This is a genomic window from Limnohabitans sp. Hippo4 (assembly GCF_003063605.1).
Lineage (GTDB): Bacteria > Pseudomonadota > Gammaproteobacteria > Burkholderiales > Burkholderiaceae_C > Limnohabitans_A.
Genome location: NZ_NESE01000001.1, coordinates 775,185 through 792,449, shown reverse-complemented (window position 1 = coordinate 792,449; position 17,265 = coordinate 775,185). Strand labels below are relative to the sequence as shown.

The 17,265-nt window shown below is 54.5% G+C and carries 16 protein-coding genes; 14 read left to right on the top strand and 2 right to left on the bottom strand.

What is annotated here, in order from left to right; translation table 11 throughout:
- Window positions 1-83: 83 nt before the first annotated feature.
- Entirely contained in the window at window positions 84-1,559 is a 1,476-nt protein-coding gene (gene xdhA / locus B9Z46_RS03625; RefSeq protein WP_108254557.1) for a xanthine dehydrogenase small subunit, read from the top strand.
- Window positions 1,560-3,914 (top strand): xanthine dehydrogenase molybdopterin binding subunit, encoded by a 2,355-nt coding sequence (gene xdhB, locus B9Z46_RS03620; RefSeq protein WP_108254556.1) that lies wholly within the window; start codon window positions 1,560-1,562, stop codon window positions 3,912-3,914.
- Window positions 3,915-3,920: 6 nt separating this feature from the next.
- Here the strand turns inward: xdhB and B9Z46_RS03615 are convergent, their stop codons facing one another.
- Window positions 3,921-4,436, bottom strand: a complete 516-nt coding sequence (locus B9Z46_RS03615; protein WP_199220536.1) for a hypothetical protein — start codon at window positions 4,434-4,436, stop codon at window positions 3,921-3,923.
- Window positions 4,437-4,521: 85 nt separating this feature from the next.
- Here B9Z46_RS03615 and xdhC point away from each other — a divergent pair, with 85 nt between their 5' ends.
- Entirely contained in the window at window positions 4,522-5,340 is an 819-nt protein-coding gene (gene xdhC / locus B9Z46_RS03610) for a xanthine dehydrogenase accessory protein XdhC (RefSeq protein ID WP_108254555.1), read from the top strand.
- Window positions 5,341-5,380: 40 nt separating this feature from the next.
- Complete coding sequence (locus B9Z46_RS03605) at window positions 5,381-6,601, top strand: urate hydroxylase PuuD (RefSeq protein ID WP_108254554.1); 1,221 nt, start codon at window positions 5,381-5,383, stop codon at window positions 6,599-6,601.
- Between the two features lie 37 nt (window positions 6,602-6,638).
- Here B9Z46_RS03605 and B9Z46_RS03600 read toward each other — a convergent pair whose 3' ends face one another.
- On the bottom strand, window positions 6,639-8,054 hold the full coding sequence (locus tag B9Z46_RS03600; protein ID WP_108254553.1) for an 8-oxoguanine deaminase: 1,416 nt from the start codon (window positions 8,052-8,054) through the stop codon (window positions 6,639-6,641).
- A 59-nt stretch (window positions 8,055-8,113) separates the two neighbouring features.
- Between B9Z46_RS03600 and B9Z46_RS03595 the strand changes: the two genes are divergently transcribed.
- From B9Z46_RS03595 to B9Z46_RS03550, 10 genes are all read left to right on the top strand, one after another.
- Entirely contained in the window at window positions 8,114-9,457 is a 1,344-nt protein-coding gene (locus B9Z46_RS03595) for a glycerate kinase (protein ID WP_108254552.1), read from the top strand.
- Window positions 9,458-9,512: 55 nt separating this feature from the next.
- Complete coding sequence (locus B9Z46_RS03590; RefSeq protein WP_108254857.1) at window positions 9,513-10,139, top strand: Crp/Fnr family transcriptional regulator; 627 nt, start codon at window positions 9,513-9,515, stop codon at window positions 10,137-10,139.
- A gap of 70 nt (window positions 10,140-10,209) precedes the next feature.
- The gene (locus tag B9Z46_RS03585) at window positions 10,210-11,730 is read left to right on the top strand and encodes an ABC transporter ATP-binding protein (protein WP_108254551.1); all 1,521 of its coding nucleotides are present in this window, start codon (window positions 10,210-10,212) and stop codon (window positions 11,728-11,730) included.
- Window positions 11,717-12,781 (top strand): ABC transporter permease, encoded by a 1,065-nt coding sequence (locus B9Z46_RS03580; RefSeq protein ID WP_108254550.1) that lies wholly within the window; start codon window positions 11,717-11,719, stop codon window positions 12,779-12,781. Before B9Z46_RS03585 ends, B9Z46_RS03580 begins: the two co-directional genes overlap by 14 nt.
- Window positions 12,781-13,701 (top strand): ABC transporter permease, encoded by a 921-nt coding sequence (locus tag B9Z46_RS03575; protein ID WP_108254549.1) that lies wholly within the window; start codon window positions 12,781-12,783, stop codon window positions 13,699-13,701. The genes B9Z46_RS03580 and B9Z46_RS03575 overlap by 1 nt, the downstream gene beginning before the upstream one ends.
- 43 nt (window positions 13,702-13,744) lie before the next feature.
- Window positions 13,745-14,866: a BMP family ABC transporter substrate-binding protein gene (locus B9Z46_RS03570; RefSeq protein ID WP_108254548.1), complete on the top strand. Its 1,122-nt coding sequence runs from the start codon at window positions 13,745-13,747 to the stop codon at window positions 14,864-14,866.
- 123 nt (window positions 14,867-14,989) lie between these two features.
- Window positions 14,990-15,406, top strand: coding sequence for a DUF1924 domain-containing protein (locus tag B9Z46_RS03565; protein WP_108254547.1), 417 nt, complete (start codon window positions 14,990-14,992; stop codon window positions 15,404-15,406).
- Window positions 15,403-15,879, top strand: a complete 477-nt coding sequence (locus tag B9Z46_RS03560) for a diheme cytochrome c (protein WP_158268392.1) — start codon at window positions 15,403-15,405, stop codon at window positions 15,877-15,879. Before B9Z46_RS03565 ends, B9Z46_RS03560 begins: the two co-directional genes overlap by 4 nt.
- A 34-nt stretch (window positions 15,880-15,913) precedes the next feature.
- On the top strand, window positions 15,914-16,591 hold the full coding sequence (locus tag B9Z46_RS03555; protein ID WP_158268391.1) for a cytochrome b/b6 domain-containing protein: 678 nt from the start codon (window positions 15,914-15,916) through the stop codon (window positions 16,589-16,591).
- A gap of 14 nt (window positions 16,592-16,605) precedes the next feature.
- Window positions 16,606-17,262 (top strand): response regulator, encoded by a 657-nt coding sequence (locus tag B9Z46_RS03550; RefSeq protein WP_055360167.1) that lies wholly within the window; start codon window positions 16,606-16,608, stop codon window positions 17,260-17,262.
- Window positions 17,263-17,265: the final 3 nt, after the last annotated feature.

Genomic DNA, 17,265 nt, shown 5'->3' with positions numbered 1-17,265 from the left:
TATTTCTGGTCGATTTCGCCCTAGAACGGGGTGAACTCCCTAAAATCAAACTTGTTTTGAATCAACCCCCAAACTTTTCCACCATGAGCCAAGTGACCAACACCGTGCGTTTCGTGCTTGACGGCCAAATCGTCGAAGCCCAAGGCGTGCGCCGCACCACCACCGTTTTAGATTACCTGCGCGAACAATTGCATCGCACTGGCACCAAGGAGGGATGTGCAGAAGGCGATTGCGGCGCCTGTGTGGTGATGGTGGGTGATTTGAATGACAGCGGCAATGCGGTCAACTACAAAGCCGTCAACAGCTGCATCCAATTGCTGCCTTCTTTGGATGGCAAGTCCATCAAAACGGTGGAGAGCCTCAAAAAACCCGACGGCAGTTTGCATCCTGTGCAAAAAGCCATGATCGATTGCCATGGCTCCCAATGCGGTTTCTGCACCCCAGGCATCGTGATGAGCTTGGTGAATTTGGTGCAAGTCAACCCTTCGCCCAAGCGTCAAGAAGTGAGCGATGCGCTCAGCGGCAATTTGTGCCGTTGCACTGGCTACGCCCCTATTTTGGATGCGGCGTCCAAAGCCTGTGGCAACAAGGCTGCACTGAAGCTTGACGATGCAGCCGACGTGCCTTTGCTCAAAGAAATTCAACGCGCATCCACGCCAACCTTGAGTTTGGAAGGCGACATCATTGTTCAGCCCGTGGTTCGCACACGCAAAGGCAATGAGTTTGTCTCACCCGCCACATTGGCCGAAGTGGCCGACTACTTGGTCAAACACCCCACCTCGACCTTGCTTGCAGGCAGCACCGAAGTGGGCTTACAAGTGAACAAACAATTCTCACGCCCAGATCACATCGTGTACTTGGGCAATGTGGCCGAACTCAAGCAGGTGAAAGACACGCCACAAGCTTGGCACATTGGCGCCGTGGTGTCCCTCACCGAAGTCGAGGGCCTGGTGGCCAAGGCTTACCCAGACTTTGCCGAAGTGCTGCGCCGTTTTGGCTCGCCCCCCATTCGCTCAACAGCCACCTTGGCAGGCAACATTGCCAATGGTTCACCCATTGGTGATTCCATGCCCTGCCTAATGGCCTTGGGCACCACGCTCACCTTGCGCCGTGGCGACAAAACTCGCACAGTGTCTTTGGACCAGTTCTACACTGGCCAAAAACAAACGGTTTTGCAAGCTGGCGAGTTCATTGAAGCTGTGGTTTTGCCCAAGCCTCAAGCCGGTCAAGTCTTCCGTGCCCACAAAGTCAGCAAGCGTTTTGAGCAAGACATCTCGGCCACTTGTGCTGCCATCACTTACACCTTGAAGGGTGGCAAGTTGAGCAACGTGAAGTTGGCCTACAACGGCTTGGCACCATCACCTTGCCGTGCGCCCAAGTTGGAAGCCGTGTTGGAAGGCAAAGCGCCTGCCGATGTGAAAGAGTCTGACTTGGATGCGGCCATTGCTGCCAGCTTTGTGGCACGCGATGGTTTGCGCGCTACCTGGGCTTACCGCTCATTGGTCGCCCGCAACTTGGTGATCGATTTCATTGAACAACAAACGACTGAGGTGGCTTAAATGAACGCGCCCATTTCTTTGCACAATTTATTGCCCGTGTCTGGTTTGCAACAAGGCACCGATGTCATTCATGAGTCTGCGCATTTGCACGTGACGGGTGGTGCCACCTTTACCGATGACATGCCTGAATTGGCGGGCACCTTGTATGCCGCCATCATCAAATCACCTGTGGCCCATGGCGAACTGATTGGCGACGGCATTGACCGCGAAGCCATTTTGAAAGCGCATGGTGTGGTGGCTGTTTACACCGCCAAAGACATCCCTGGTGAAAACAATTGTGGCCCTATCATTCACGACGATCCTTTCTTGGCTGTTGGCAAAGTCGAGTTCATTGGACAAGCTGTGGCCGTGGTGGTCGCACGAGAAATGCTCTATGCCCGCGAAGCTGCGCACAACGCCAAAGTGTTGGTGAAAGAACTCAAGCCCATTTTGACCATTGACGAAGCCATGGCAGCGCAAAGTTTTGTCATGCCCGCCAAAGGCATCACGCGCGGCAATGCATCCGAAGCCATTGCCAAAGCACCTCGGAAAGTCAAGGGCAGCACCGAAACCGGTCAGCAAGAACAGTTTTACATGGAAGGCCAAATTACATACGCCGTGCCGCGTGAAGATGGTCAACTCACCTTGTACTGTTCTACGCAGCACCCTGATGGCAATCAGCGAGAAGCCGCATCGGCCTTGAACCTCAGCACCAACGACGTGGAAGTGATTTGCCGCCGCATGGGCGGTGGCTTTGGCGGCAAAGAGGGCAATGCCAGCATTTTCAGCCAGAGTGCCGCCTTGGCCGCGTTCAAATTGCAGCGTCCTGTGAAGTTGCGCGTGAACCGCGACGACGACATGATGATCACGGGCAAGCGTCACGACTTCCGCATTGACTACGAAGTGGGTTATGACGACGAAGGCCGCATCTTGGGTGCTGACATCACCCTCATGTCACGCTGCGGATACAGCACCGACTATTCTGGTCCTGTCAACGATCGTGCCTGCTTGCACATCGACAATTGCTACTACATTCCCAATTTGAAACTGATCAGCCACCGCTGCAAAACCAACACGCAAAGCGCCACCGCTTTCCGTGGTTTCGGTGGTCCTCAGGGCATGTTTGGCATTGAGACTGTCATTGAGCAAATTGCCAATGACATTGGCAAAGATCCTTTGGATGTGCGCTTGCTCAACATCTACAAAGACCCCGCAGTCTCTGGCAACCCCGCCACCATGGTGACGCAATACGGTCAGACCATTGCCGATTGGGTGGGCGACAAGGTGATTGACCAAGTGGCCTCAGAAGCCAAATACCGCGAGCGCCGCGACAGCGTCAATGCCTTCAACAAAGTGAACAAGCGCCGCAAGCGTGGTTTGGCTTTGGTACCCTTGAAGTTTGGCATCAGCTTCACGGCCACCATGCTGAACCAAGGCGGCGCCTTGCTCAACATTTACATGGACGGCTCGGTCAGCTGCAACCATGGCGGTACCGAAATGGGTCAGGGCCTGAATACCAAGATGGCGCAAGTGTGCGCCGATGGTTTGGGCATCGACATCAAATACGTGCGAGTCACTGGCACCGATACACAAAAGGTGCCCAACGCTTCTGCAACATCTGCTTCCAGCGGCGCAGACATCAATGGTGCTGCCATCATGAATGCCACGGCGCAAATGCGCGCGCGCTTGGCGCCAGTGGCCGCCAACATGTTGGGCTGCAAGGAATCCGATGTGAGCTTTGCCAACAGCATGGCACACGGCGGTGGCAAGTCTGTTGAGTGGACAGCGGTGGCTAAGCAAGCTTGGTTAGACCGTGTGGGCTTGTCGGTCACGGGTTTCTACATGACGCCCGAAATTAAGTACGACTTTGCCAACCTCACAGGTCATGCCTTCTATTACTACTGCTACGGCGCCTCTGTCAGTGAAGTTGAAATTGACACGCGCACAGGCGAATATTGGATCAAAGCCGTGGACATCGTCCACGACGCTGGCAAGAGCATCAATCCTGCCATCGACAAAGGCCAAATTGAAGGCGGCTACGTGCAAGGCATGGGCTGGCTTACCATGGAAGAGTGCATTTGGGACAAGAAGGGCAAGTTCCTCACGCATGGCCCTAGCACTTACAAAATCCCAGTGGCTGGCGACATTCCAGAGCACTTCAATGTGACCTTGTTTGACGGCAGCAATTTGAAGCCAACGCCTTTCAATTCGAAAGCTGTAGGTGAGCCACCCTTGATGCTGGCCTTGTCAACTTTCTTTGCCTTGCGTGATGCTGTGAGCGCCAGTGCCGACCACAAAACCGTGGTTCACATGAGCGCGCCTGCAACACCCGAGAAGATTTTGATGACTTGCGAGAAAGCCAAAGCGGCTGTTTAAACCGTTTCAGTCTTGACCCTCTGTGAGCGTGTCAAGCTGAAACTTTCCGCTTTTGTGCCAGAGCCAAACGTCTGAATAGACCACCTTGTTCAGGTGCGCCGGAACAGGGTAGGGGGCTGCTTGACGCACCGTCTTTTCAATTTCTTTCATGACCTCGGGGGCATGGCCTGGCGCTCTCACCCAATAAGTGCGCGTGACTTGCCCTTGCTTGTCGACCTCGACGTCCAGTACACCGACGGCATAGAGCATGGGCGGCATGCGACCTTTGAAGATGCGTGCGCCATTGAGTTGGTAGAGATGCTTGGCCGCATCAACGCGGTACTCATGGGCATTGCGCGCGTTGGAGGTGGGTAATTGTGGCTTGGCAGGCTCGATGGGTTTGATGACAACGGGGGCAGGTGGCGTTACAGCAGCTTGAGGCGGCGGTGGTGGGGTGCTGCAACCCACCAACCAAGCTGCAATGAAAGCGCAGCCTAGGCCGCGGTACAGAAGAGAATGGCGTGCCGCATCGGTGAATGTCATTTGAAATTTGTCCCCTCTTTCGCAATGGCCCATTCTGTCACTGTACAGTGTGGTTTGAACAGTCCCAAATTGAAAGTCGTCTTCCGTGCATTGGATTCCCGCGCTTCTTGAGAAATTGGCACATGCCCCTGCCGTGTGGATCACGGTCTTGCAAGCGCAAGGCTCTGTGCCACGCGGTGCAGGCACTGTCATGGCCATTTTTGCAGATGATTTTTTAGGCACCATTGGCGGTGGTCATTTGGAGTTTGAGGCCATTGCAGAAGCCCGTCGATGCCTGCAAGCGTCCGATGCTCATGCTCCTTTGCCCTTTGAAAAACGCTTTGCTTTAGGCCCCAGTTTGGGACAATGCTGCGGCGGTGCTTTGGTCTTGAAGTTTGAAGGGGTGACAATCCAGGACGCTCCGCGTTTGCAAGCACTCATGCAAGCGCAAGCTGCTGAACGATTTCGGCCACTGGCCTTGTTTGGTGGCGGGCACGTTGGCAAAGCACTGGTTCAGGTGCTGGCGCCATTGCCATTTCATGTTCGGTGGATCGACAGCCGCGATGAAATTTTTCCTGCGGATGTGCCAGGCCAGGTGGTCTGTGAGCACTCCAATCCGGTGCAGGCTGCCGTGCCTGAATTGGCACCTCAAAGCCGTGTCTTGATCATGAGTTTCAGCCACGCTGAAGACTTGGATGTGGTGGCCGCCTGTTTACAGCGGCAGCGTCAGCACAAGGACTTGGCCTTCATTGGCCTCATTGGCAGTGCCACCAAATGGGCAACCTTCAAGCGCCGCTTGGTCGAGCGAGGCTTTACAGAAGAAGAGTGCCAACAGGTCACTTGCCCCATCGGTGTACCCGGTATCACAGGCAAAGAACCTGAAGTGATTGCAGTGGCAGTGGCGGCACAGCTGTTGCAAGCTTGAAAAATTGTATACACTTCGGTAAACAATTTGGAAATTGAACATGGACGCCTATTTACTGGACTGGCTTAATTTGCTGTTGCGATGGGTGCATGTGATCACCGTGATCGCATGGATTGGGTCGTCGTTTTACTTCGTCTTTCTCGACAACAATCTGCTGAAACCCAACTCGCCCGACTTGCTTGAAAAGGGCGTGGACGGTGCCATGTGGGCCGTGCATGGTGGCGGCTTTTACAACCCGCAGAAGTACATGGTGGCGCCCAAGAAAATTCACACCAAACTGCATTGGTTTTATTGGGAAAGCTATTCGTCTTGGTTGTCTGGTTTTGCGCTTTTCACGGTTCTGTATTTGTGGAACGCCAGCACTTATTTGATCGACAAGTCCCTGATGGACTGGTCGCCCGCCATGGCCATTTCAGCCGCGCTGGGTTTCTTGGTGGCGTTTTGGTTTGTTTACGACACGGTCTGCCGCCTGTTCGGTTTTAAAAAGAATGGTGAACTGATCGTTGCCGGCTTGATGCTTTGCGTGGTGGCCTTTGCATCGTGGTTGGCCTGTCAATTGTTTGCGGGACGTGCCGCCTTCTTGTTGGTGGGCGCCATGATTGCCACGGCCATGAGTGCCAATGTGTTTGTTTGGATCATTCCAGGTCAGCGCAAAGTGGTGGCCGCCATGACCTCCGGCGAAAAATACGACGCCATGGCCTTGGCCATTCACGGCAAACGCGGCAAGCAGCGCAGTGTGCACAACACCTATTTCACGCTGCCCGTGATCTTTGCCATGTTGAGCAATCACTACAGCTTTTTGTACACGCACCCCCAGCGTTGGTTGATTTTGTTTGTGCTGATGTTTGCAGGCGCTTTAATTCGTCAGTTCTTCGTTCAGCGTCACGGCTACCATTTGGGCCGTGCCAAAAATCCATGGCCCTTTGCGGCAGTGGGTGTGGCTTTGATTGTGGCTGTGATCTTGGCCATGGCACCCTGGGGCTCACCAGCCAGCGCGCCTTCGAATGCGCAAGCCAAGCCCGCCACATTTGCCCAAGTCAAATCCGTCATCGATCAGCGATGTCTCAGCTGCCACGGCGCCCAAGTGCAAATGAAAAATGTGCGCTTAGATTCGCTTGAAGGCATTCAGTTGAACGCGCAAAACGTTTACCAACAGGTGAGCGTGACCAAGCAAATGCCAATGAACAATGCAACAGGCATCACGCAAGAAGAACGAGACACCATCGCGTCCTGGTACTTGGCTGGCGCCAAACTGGACTGAAGCCAAAGCTTGTTGGAGAAAGCCTGGCAGTTGCAGGTCAGTGACCTGCCGCCAATTGCATGGCAAATTGGTTGTGTCGCTCAATCACCCGACCTAATTCAACGCGCGTGAGTTGACCCTCGCTCACCACCACTTGGCCATTGACCACCGTGTAGGCGGCAGGCGCACTGGCACACAACATCAAACTGCCAATGGCATCATGGACGGCGCCTCCAGCAAAACTGAGGCTGCGCAAATCAAACAAGGCCATGTCGGCACAGTAACCCACCGTCAACTGCCCAATGTCCTTGCGGCCTAAGACCTCGGCGCCACCGCGCGTGGCCAAGCGCAGTGCGTCGCGCGCCGTCATTTCCATGGGGGCGGTGTCGCAGCCAAAAATGGTTTTGCCTTCGGCATTGACTTGCGGGGCTTCAAGCGACTTGCGCAGTCTGGCCAACAACATGGCTTGTCGTGCTTCATTCACCATGTGCGCCGCATCGTTGCTGGCGCTACCGTCAACGCCTAAGCCCACGGGTACGCCGGCTTCGATCATTTTGCGAATAGGGGCAATGCCGCTGGCCAAGCGCATGTTGCTGCATGGGCAGTGTGCAATACCGGTGCGCGTAGCGGCAAAGAGTGAGATGCCTTCGTCGTCGAGTTTGACGCAGTGGGCATGCCACACATCGTCGCCCAACCAACCGAGGTCTTCGGCATATTGCGTGGGTGTGCGATTGAACTTCTCGAGGCTGTAGGCAATGTCATGGTCGTTTTCGGCCAAGTGCGTGTGCAGGCGAACGCCATAGTGGCGTGCCATCTCTGCCGACAATCGCATGAGGTCTTGGCTGACGCTGAAAGGCGAGCAGGGTGCCACAGCGACTTGTGTCATGGCGCCATGTGAGGCATCGTGATAAGTTTCAATGAGGCGTTGTGTGTCTTTCAAGATGGCATCTTCTTGTTCCACCACACGGTCGGGTGGCAGGCCGCCTTTGGATTGGCCCACACTCATGCTGCCGCGGGTGGCGACAAAACGCATGCCAATTTCTTGGGCAGCGGCAATGCAATCGTCCAACTTCACGCCATTGGGGTAGATGTACAAATGATCACTGCTGGTGGTGCAGCCCGACAGCAGCAATTCGGCCATGGCGGTTTGCGTGCTGGCGTAAATCATCTCGGGCTGAAGACCTGCCCAAATGGGATACAAGCCTGTGAGCCAGCTGAACAACTCGGCGTTTTGGACGGCTGGAATGGCGCGCGTCAAACTTTGGCACATGTGATGGTGTGTGTTCACCATGCCTGGAATCACTACATGGTGTTGGGCGTCGATCACTTTGTCTGCTGTTTTGGGCAAGCTGTCGGCAGGGCCAATGGCTTCGATGCAGTTGTCTCTGACAAAGATGGAGGCGTTGCGAAGTTCATCGCCCGCGTCGTTGAGCGTGGCAATGGTGTGAGCGTTGTGAATGAGCAAGGTGGTCATGGCAATGATTTTGCACGAAGAAATTGATCGGACTCAAGTCAGACACTACACTCTGCTGCATGCGTGATCCCATTTCAATTCACCCCGACATTGCGTCAAGCCCCCGCACTTTTTTGCGCCAATTGTTTGATGCCGCCGTGACCAGGGCGCTGCCTTTGGAAAACACGCCTGCGTTCTTGCCTGCTGCACCCAAAGGTCGTACCCTGGTTTTGGGCGCAGGCAAAGCGGCCGGTGCCATGGCCCATGCCGTCGAAGCCTTGTGGCCCCAAGATGCGCCTTTGTCGGGCATGGTGGTCACCCGTTACGGTCATACCCCCCAACGCCCTGAAGGCGTGGCGCCCCGCTTGAAAGTGGTCGAAGCCTCACACCCCGTGCCCGATGCCGCAGGACTGGCTGCAGCCGAAGAAATTTTGGCGCTGACAAAAGGTTTGACGAAGGATGACTTGGTCTTGTTTTTGATCTCTGGCGGGGGCTCTGCTTTGCTCACTTTGCCGGCCGAAGGCTTAAGCCTGGCTGAAAAACAAAGCATCAATCAGGGGCTGTTGAAAAGCGGTGCCAACATTGGCGAAATGAACTGTGTCCGCAAACACTTGTCTCGCATCAAAGGGGGGCGTTTGGCTGCAGCCTGCGCACCTGCGAAGGTGGTGACCTTGGCCATCAGTGATGTGCCAGGCGACGACCCTTCCGTGATTGCCAGTGGCCCCACGGTGCCCGACGTCACCACGTGCCAAGACGCCCTCGACATTTTGCAGCGCTACAACATCGAGATTTCAGTTGCGGTGAAACAGGCTTTGGAAAGTGGTGCCTGGGAATCTCCCAAGCCAGGTGATGCCATGTTTGCCAACACCTCGGTTCACCTCATTGCAACGCCTCAACAATCTTTGATGGCCGCCGCTGCCTTGGCAGAGTCCAAAGGTTTGCGGGCCTATGTGTTGAGCGATGAAATTGAAGGTGAATCGCGCGAAGTGGGCAAAGTTCATGCAGCCTTGGCGCGCGCCAGTGCACATGGCAAAAGTCCCTTCGTCAAGCCCTGTGTCATTTTGAGCGGTGGCGAAACCACTGTCACAGTTCGCAACAACGCCAGCAAAGGCGGGGCCAAGCCACGAGAAGGGCGCGGCGGACGCGCTGGCGAGTTTTGCATGGGTTTGGCACAGGGACTGCAAGCGCAAGCTGGTGTGTGGGCTTTGGCTGCAGACACCGACGGCATTGACGGGGTTGAAGACAACGCTGGCGCCATGGTGACCCCAGACACCTTGCTTAGGGCGCAGCAGGCGGGCGTCAATTTGGATGAGCATTTGGGCTGCAACGACGCCTACGGTTATTTCCAGGCACTCAACGATTTGGTGTTTTCGGGGCCCACGCACACCAATGTGAACGACTTCCGCGCCATTTTGGTGTTGTGACAAATGATTGATGTGCGTCAACACGCCCGAGCCAAGGCTCTGGCAAATTCGGCGCATGTTGAATCGCGTTCTCACCATCATCCCCACTCCGGCTGAAGACCTGCCAGTTGGCACGGTCTTGTTGCGACGGGGTCAAGCGGCCAGCAAGGCTTTGCATTTGCTCAGTGGCCGTGTTGCCTTCGGGGTGATTGAGAACGGTGAAATGGTGCATCAACTGGGCGTGGTGGAAGGTCCCTTTTGGCTGGAGGCTGCGGCTACTATGTTGGGACTGCCGCACGCTGTCGATGCGCTAGCCGAAAGTCCTGTGACGCTCCAGGCCATGCCTTTGGGGCAATTCAAAAGTCATTTGAAGAACTTGCCCGAACCGGTGCACACCCTCATGCTGGATTTGGCCAAAGCCCAAAGGCAGCAGATCGAGGTGGCTGTGAGCCGTTTAGCCAAGGATGCCGATGCCCGTTTTGCCGAATGGCTGCTGCGGCACGCCGAACCTACCGATGCACAGGGCAGCATGGCGGTCATCTTGCGAGACCGCAAACGACTCATTGCCGCACAACTGGGCATTGCCCCTGAAACTTTCTCACGGCTGCTCAAGCATTTGAGGGAGCGCAAGCTCATCAGTGGCGGCGGCAGGGTGCTGAACCTGCTCGATCCCACGGGTTTGCAGTCCTTGGCAGGTATTTAAAAAGATTCACCCCGCTTGGGAGGCTTGGGGTCTCAAAGATCGATAGAATTTATCGAACTTTGAGAATTCCATGCATTCCCCTGAGCCAGCGCGATTGTCACTGTCCAACATCACCAAGCGGTACCCCGGCGTGGTCGCCAATCGCTCGGTGTCCTTGTCGGTGAGACCGGGTGAAGCACATGCCGTCTTAGGCGAGAACGGCGCTGGCAAATCCACCCTCATGAAGATCATCTACGGCTCTGTCAAGCCGGATGAGGGTGAAATTCAATACAACGGCCAGCCCGTTCACATTCGCAATCCCCAGCAAGCCCGTGCTTTGGGCATCAGCATGGTGTTTCAACATTTCAGTTTGTTTGACACCCTCAGCGTGGCTGAAAATGTCTGGCTGGGTTTGGACAAGTCGCTCAAACTTTCAGAAGTCACGGCCCGCATCAGTTTGAAAGCGGCCGAATACGGCTTGGACATTGATCCTTCCCGTCCAGTCCACACCTTAAGCGTGGGCGAAATGCAGCGGGTTGAAATCATTCGGGCCTTGCTTACCGAGCCTCAATTGCTGATCTTGGATGAGCCCACCTCGGTACTCACGCCCCAAGCGGTGGACAAGCTGTTTGTGGTGCTTAAGAAATTGGTCAGCCAAGGCTGTAGCTTGCTCTACATCAGCCACAAATTGCATGAAATCCGCGAACTGTGCACGGCCTGTACGGTGCTTCGAGCCGGCCAAGTGACGGGTGTCTGCGATCCCCGTGAAGAATCCAATGCGTCGCTCAGTCGCTTGATGATTGGCGCAGAGCCGCCAGCCCTAACTTACCAAGACCGCCAGCCAGGCGCTGTGTTGTTTGAAGTGAAGAATTTGTCTTTGCCCAAAGAAGACCAATTCGGCGTCGATTTGTCGCAAGTCAGTTTGCAGGTTCGTGCCGGTGAGGTGGTGGGCATTGCCGGCGTCTCTGGCAATGGTCAACGTGAATTGTTGTATGCCTTGTCGGGTGAGGATACGCGTGCACAAGCCCAAAAGATTCAATTGCAAGGGCAAGCAGTTGGCCATTCAGGGCCAGACGAGCGCCGCCAAGCGGGTTTGCATTTTGTGCCAGAAGAGCGCCTTGGCCGCGGTGCTGTGCCCTCGCTAAGTTTGGCGCAAAACATGCTGCTCACACGCGGTGAGGCCATTGCTCAGAGTGGCTGGATTCACACGCAAGTGCTGCAAACACAAGCCCAAAATATCATCGACCGCTTCAACGTCAAAGCCAATGGCACACAAGCTGCCGCTCAGTCTTTGTCGGGCGGTAATTTGCAAAAATTCATTGTGGGCCGAGAGATCGATGCCAACCCCAAAGTGCTGTTGGTGTCCCAACCCACTTGGGGTGTGGACGTTGGCGCAGCTGCGCAAATTCGCGGCGAGTTGCTGGCGCTTCGCGATGCCAGTTGTGCGGTGTTGGTGGTCAGTGAAGAGTTGGACGAGCTGTTTGAGATTTCTGACCGCTTGTATGTCATGGCCAATGGCAAGTTGTCTCCCTCGATTGACCGAAAAGAGGCCACCGTTGCGCAAATTGGTGAGTGGATGAGTGGTTTGTGGGAGGCCCATGCTCAAGCTTGAGTTGCGTCCTCAGGACTCCAAGGTGTGGCGTTATGCCTCACCTTTGTTGGCCTTGGTCATCACGGTGGCCTTGGGCATTGGTTTGTTTGTGCTGCTGGGCAAAGATCCCGTGCGTGGCCTGCAAATGTTTTTTTGGGAGCCCCTTAAGTCGGCCTATGCTTTGGGCGAATTGATGGTCAAAGCCACGCCCTTGTTGGTCATTGCTTTGGGCTTGGCAGTTTGTTATCGCTCCAATGTTTGGAACATTGGCGCTGAAGGCCAGTTTGTTATGGGTGCTGTGGCCGCTGGTGGTGTGGCCATGCTGGCCGACAAAGAAACAGGCCGTTGGATTGTGGTGGCCGTTGTTTTGGCGGGTGTTGCGGGCGGCATGTTTTGGGCCTCGATCACCGCTTGGCTCAGGGACAAGTTTCACGCCAACGAAATTTTGGTCAGCTTGATGCTGGTGTATGTGGCTGACATGGTGCTGGGCTACTTGGTCTATGGTCCTTGGAAAGACCCCGCGGGGTACAACTTTCCGCAAACCAAAACCTTTGAAGCGGTCACCCAAATTCCTCGCCTCATGTCGGGCTCTCGCGTCAGTGTGGGCCTCATTTTGGCGCTGATCGGTGTGGCGGCTGTCTGGATCTTTTTGTTCAGAACGCGTGCAGGCTTTGCGCAGCAAGTGGGCGGGTTGGCGCCAGCCGCTGCACGCTATGCTGGCTTTTCTTCTCGCAGGGCGTTGTGGACCGCCTTGTTGGTATCGGGCGGTGCCGCCGGTTTGGCCGGTGCCCTTGAAGTAGCGGGCCCTTTAGGCCAATTAACACCTTATGTGCCAGCTGGCTATGGCTTTGCCGCCATCATCGTGGCCTATGTGGGGCGCTTGCATCCTGTGGGCATGGTGTTTTCGGCAGTGCTCATGAGCATGTTCTACATTGGCGGTGAACTGGCGCAGTCGCGCATGGGATTGCCCAAGTCCATCACAGGCGTGTTCCAAGGCTTGTTGTTGTTCAGTCTGTTGGCGTGTGACACGCTGGTGGCCTATCGCCTGCGTTGGCAGAGCAGGAGGGTGTGATGGAATCGTACGCATTGTTGGTTGCGGCCACATTGAATGCAGGCACGGTCTTGGCCATTGCTGCCCTGGGTTTGCTGATCAACGAAAGAGCGGGGGTGGTCAACCTGGGCGCCGAAGGCATGATGTTGTGTGCGGCCATTGCAGGCTTTGCAACCGTGGTGCACACCGGCAGTGATTGGCTAGGTTTTTTGGCGGGCATGGGTGCGGGGGCTGTGTTGGCCGCTGTCTTTGGTGTCTTGGTGATTTACCTTAGCACCAACCAATACGCCACAGGCTTGGCGCTCAGTTTGTTTGGTGTGGGCTTTTCTGCGTTTGTGGGCATTGGCTATGTCCAAGAAAAGTTACCTCAGCGCCCCAGCTTTGAAATCCCATTTTTGGCGGACATTCCTCTCGTGGGTTCTGCCTTCTTCAAGCAGCACCCCCTGGTCTATGGCGTGATTGCTTTTGTCTTTGGGTTGATGTGGTTCTTCTACAAAACTCGCACAGGTTTGGTGCTCAGATCGGTGGGCGAATCCCCCGAATCGGCGCATGCACTGGGCTATTCGGTGCGTCGCATTCGTTTTTATGCGGTGGTGGCTGGTGGCGCTTTGTGCGGTTTGTCAGGTGCCTACATTTCGATTGCCTATACGCCGCTTTGGGTTGAGGGCATGGTGGCTGGCAAGGGCTGGATTGCTTTGGCCCTGACCACCTTTGCAACCTGGCGACCGGCTCGGATTTTGCTTGGTGCTTATTTGTTTGGTGGGGTCACCATGCTTCAATTCCACTTGCAAGGTTTGGGCGTGCAAGTGCCCAGCCAGTGGCTGACGGCTTTGCCGTACATTGCCACCATTGTGGTGCTGGCGCTGATCTCACGAAATCCGGCTTGGATTCGCATCAACATGCCAGCTTCACTAGGCAAACCCTTCCATCCCGGTTCATAATGTTTTTTCTCGTGCAACCCTGTTCATCCATAAAGGAAATTTCATGACAGTACTGAACAAGCGGTCGGTTCTTAAAATCGCCGCGATCTCCCTCGTTGCAGCAGCTGCTTTGGTAGCTTGCGGCAAAAAAGAAGAGGCCAAGCCTGCCGCTGCAGCCAAGGCTGAACCCCTGAAAGTGGCGTTTGCCTACGTTGGCCCTGTGGGCGACGGTGGTTGGACATTTGCACACGACAACGCGCGCAAGGCCGTTGAAAAACAATTCGGCGACAAAATCGTCACCAGCTTTGTTGAAAAAGTGCCAGAAAGCGCTGACGCAGAGCGCGTCTTCCGTGACTTGGCCGGTCAAGGCAACAAACTCATTTTCGGTACCACTTTCGGTTACATGGAACCCATGTTGAAAGTCGCCGCCGACAACAAAGAAATCAAGTTTGAGCATGCCACCGGCTACAAAACTGCCGACAACATGCGCACCTACGACAGCCGCACCTACGAAGGTGCTTACATGGCTGGCGTGATTGCAGGCAAGATGACCAAGACCAACACCTTGGGCGTTGTGGCCTCTATCCCAATTCCTGAAGTGATTCGCAACATCAACTCCTTCACAATGGGTGCACAGTCAGTCAATCCCAAAGTGAAGACCAAAGTGGTGTGGGTGAACGACTGGTTCAATCCACCCAAAGAAACAGAAGCTGCAACCGCTTTGATCAACGGCGGCGCTGACGTGTTGATGCAAAACACCGATTCACCTGCTGTGTTGCAAACTGCCGAAAAAATGGGCAAGCGTGCTTTCGGTTGGGATTCCGACATGACAGCCTACGGTCCTAAGGCTCACTTGGGTTCTGCGGTCATCAACTGGGCACCTTACTACATCAAGGCCGTGGGTGAAGCTCTCGAAGGCAAATGGTCGACTGGCCAAAGCTGGTGGGGCGTGAAAGAAGGCGCCATCGACATGGTGTCTGTTGCAGCCGACGTGCCTGAAGATGCCAAGAAGAAAGTGGAAGAAATCAAAGCCGGTCTGAAAGATGGCAGCTTCGCCATCTGGAAGGGTCCTATCGTGGGCCAGGACGGCAAAGAAGTGTTGGCCAAAGACGCAGTGGCTGACGACAAGTTCTTGGGCGGTATCAAGTTCTACGTCAAAGGCGTGGAAGGCAAAGTGCCAAACTGATCCACTCAGTCCTCAACAAAAAAGCCGCGTTTCGCAAGAAGCGCGGCTTTTTTCATGGCCTGCAGCTTTCAATTCTGATGAGCTCTTAAGAATGGCTTCAGATGACCTGGTCAACATCACGTCATGACTTCATCACCTACCTTGTATTTACGTCGCAGCTTATGGGCTGTTGTCGTTGCTGTGTTCTGGATCGGTTCAGCAATTGCAGGCGATACCAATCCTGATGCGCTCTTAACGCAGTATCAGCAAGCGGCTGGACAAAAGGCCGACCGCCTGCGTGGGCAACATTTTTTCAATGCCAAGTCGGTCAATGAATTGAGCTGTGCTTCTTGCCACGGCGCGTCGCCCTTGTTGCCTGGTCGACATGCCAGCACGGGCAAACCCATTTTGCCATTGGCGCCCATGGTCAACGCCGAGCGATTTTCTGATTTGGCCAAAGTTGAAAAGTGGTTCCGCAGAAACTGCAAAGACGTTCTGAACCGAGAATGCACGCCGTTGGAAAAGGCAGATGTTGTGGCTTACCTGAAGGACTTGAAATGACTTTTCACAATTGGACCCAGCGAGTCTGCCTCTGTGCCGCCTTGGTGTTTGGCACGTTGCCTCTGGCCATGGCTGACAAACCCCTCATGTCCACCACCGTGTTGCCAGCCTATAAAACTGAATGCGCATCTTGTCACATGGCTTATCCCCCAGCAATGCTGTCTAAACCGTCATGGCAACGCATCATGGGCGGTTTAGACAAACATTTCGGCACAGATGCATCCTTAGACAAAGCAACAGAACGTCAAATTGGCGCTTGGCTGCAAGCGCAAGGCGGTACCTACAAGCGAGTTGAGGCTTCATCACCCGGCGACAGGTTGACCACCACCACATGGTTTGAAAAGAAGCACCGCAAGATCGACAAAGCCGTTTGGACGCGCAAGTCAATCAATGGCAAAGCGCAATGTCAAGCATGCCACCAAGGCGCAGACATGGGCGACTTTGAAGACGACCGTGTCCGCATTCCGCTTTGATGGACCTCCCAAGTACTCGGAAAAAGTAATCACCATGACTCATCACACCTTGAATACATTGGCACCATCCGCCAAGACCTGCACACCCAGCAGGCGCATTGTTGAAATGCCCATGCGTATGTTTCACACCTTCATGGCGCTCTCTTTTGTAGGGGCTTACATGACGGCTGAAAGCGAGCGATTCAGGCTGCTGCACGTGAGCTTGGGCTATACCTTGTTTGGCTTGGTTGTGTTTCGTTTGCTTTGGGGAATGTTCGGTCCCCGTCAATCTAGGCTCAGTGTTGCTTGGCGAAAGCTGGAAGCCCTGAAGGAACTTATAAATGACTTTCAGAATTTTCCAGAGGCCGTGTTGAAGTGGAACGCCCAAACTTTTCGCAAGTGGTCTTCCATTGTTTTAACGCTTGCCGCTTTCAGTACATTCCTGATTTCTATTTTCATCACGCTTTCGGGTTATGCGATCTACAATGAAATCAGTGGCGATTGGATGTCTGAAATCCACGAGTTTTTTGGCAATTTTTTATTAATGGCTGTACTTTTGCACATCGCTTTGGTCATGCTAATGGTACTCAGCAAAAAATCACAAGGTTTGCGCCCCATGTGGACGGGCCGCCGCGATGGCGCGGGTCCCGATGTGGCTCAAAGCAATCATGTGTGGGTGGCCGTCTTGCTTGGCATGGCAGTCGTGTCGTTCTTGTTTTTTCAATTGACCTGAGGCAAATCCACACCATGCGTGTATTGTTGGCAGAAGACGATGAAACATTGGGTTCAGGCCTCAAAACGGGCCTGGGGCAGCACGGCTTTCAGGTGGACTGGGTGCGAGATGGTGTGGCTGCCGAGCGAGAAATGATGACACAGGTGCACGAGGCGGTTATTTTGGACATGGGTATGCCGCGCCAAGATGGCTTGATGTGCCTCCAAAAAGTTCGTCAAAAGAAAATCAAAACACCCGTCCTGATCTTGACGGCGCAAGATGCGGTGTCTTATCGCATTGAAGCGCTGGACGCTGGCGCTGACGATTATTTGATCAAGCCTGTCGACTTGTTAGAGTTGGCTGCAAGATTGCGTGCATTGGTCAGACGTTCCCATGGTGAAATTCAAAGCACCATCAGTGTCAAGGATGTCCAACTCAATTCGACAGCGCGGGTGGTCAGTCTAAAGGGCCAGCCAGTTGATGTGTCTGCTCGAGAGTTTGACCTGTTGTTCACCTTCATGATGCATGCGGGTCATGTCTTAACCCGTGAGCAATTGGAAAAACACCTCTACAGTTGGGGCACCGAAGTTAGCAGCAATACGGTTGAGGTGCACATCTATCATTTGCGGCGCAAGTTGGGCAATGACCTCATTCAAACCATTCGTGGCGTGGGTTACGTCATGCCAAAATAGGCC

Coding starts and splice junctions, on each gene's coding strand:
- xdhA (WP_108254557.1), top strand. CDS start 84: ATGAGCCAAGTGACCAACACCGTGCGTTTCGTGCTTGACGGCCAAATC.
- xdhB (WP_108254556.1), top strand. CDS start 1,560: ATGAACGCGCCCATTTCTTTGCACAATTTATTGCCCGTGTCTGGTTTG.
- B9Z46_RS03615 (WP_199220536.1), bottom strand. CDS start 4,436: ATGACATTCACCGATGCGGCACGCCATTCTCTTCTGTACCGCGGCCTA.
- B9Z46_RS03605 (WP_108254554.1), top strand. CDS start 5,381: ATGGACGCCTATTTACTGGACTGGCTTAATTTGCTGTTGCGATGGGTG.
- B9Z46_RS03600 (WP_108254553.1), bottom strand. CDS start 8,054: ATGACCACCTTGCTCATTCACAACGCTCACACCATTGCCACGCTCAAC.
- B9Z46_RS03595 (WP_108254552.1), top strand. CDS start 8,114: ATGCGTGATCCCATTTCAATTCACCCCGACATTGCGTCAAGCCCCCGC.
- B9Z46_RS03590 (WP_108254857.1), top strand. CDS start 9,513: ATGTTGAATCGCGTTCTCACCATCATCCCCACTCCGGCTGAAGACCTG.
- B9Z46_RS03585 (WP_108254551.1), top strand. CDS start 10,210: ATGCATTCCCCTGAGCCAGCGCGATTGTCACTGTCCAACATCACCAAG.
- B9Z46_RS03580 (WP_108254550.1), top strand. CDS start 11,717: ATGCTCAAGCTTGAGTTGCGTCCTCAGGACTCCAAGGTGTGGCGTTAT.
- B9Z46_RS03575 (WP_108254549.1), top strand. CDS start 12,781: ATGGAATCGTACGCATTGTTGGTTGCGGCCACATTGAATGCAGGCACG.
- B9Z46_RS03570 (WP_108254548.1), top strand. CDS start 13,745: ATGACAGTACTGAACAAGCGGTCGGTTCTTAAAATCGCCGCGATCTCC.
- B9Z46_RS03565 (WP_108254547.1), top strand. CDS start 14,990: ATGACTTCATCACCTACCTTGTATTTACGTCGCAGCTTATGGGCTGTT.
- B9Z46_RS03560 (WP_158268392.1), top strand. CDS start 15,403: ATGACTTTTCACAATTGGACCCAGCGAGTCTGCCTCTGTGCCGCCTTG.
- B9Z46_RS03555 (WP_158268391.1), top strand. CDS start 15,914: ATGACTCATCACACCTTGAATACATTGGCACCATCCGCCAAGACCTGC.
- B9Z46_RS03550 (WP_055360167.1), top strand. CDS start 16,606: ATGCGTGTATTGTTGGCAGAAGACGATGAAACATTGGGTTCAGGCCTC.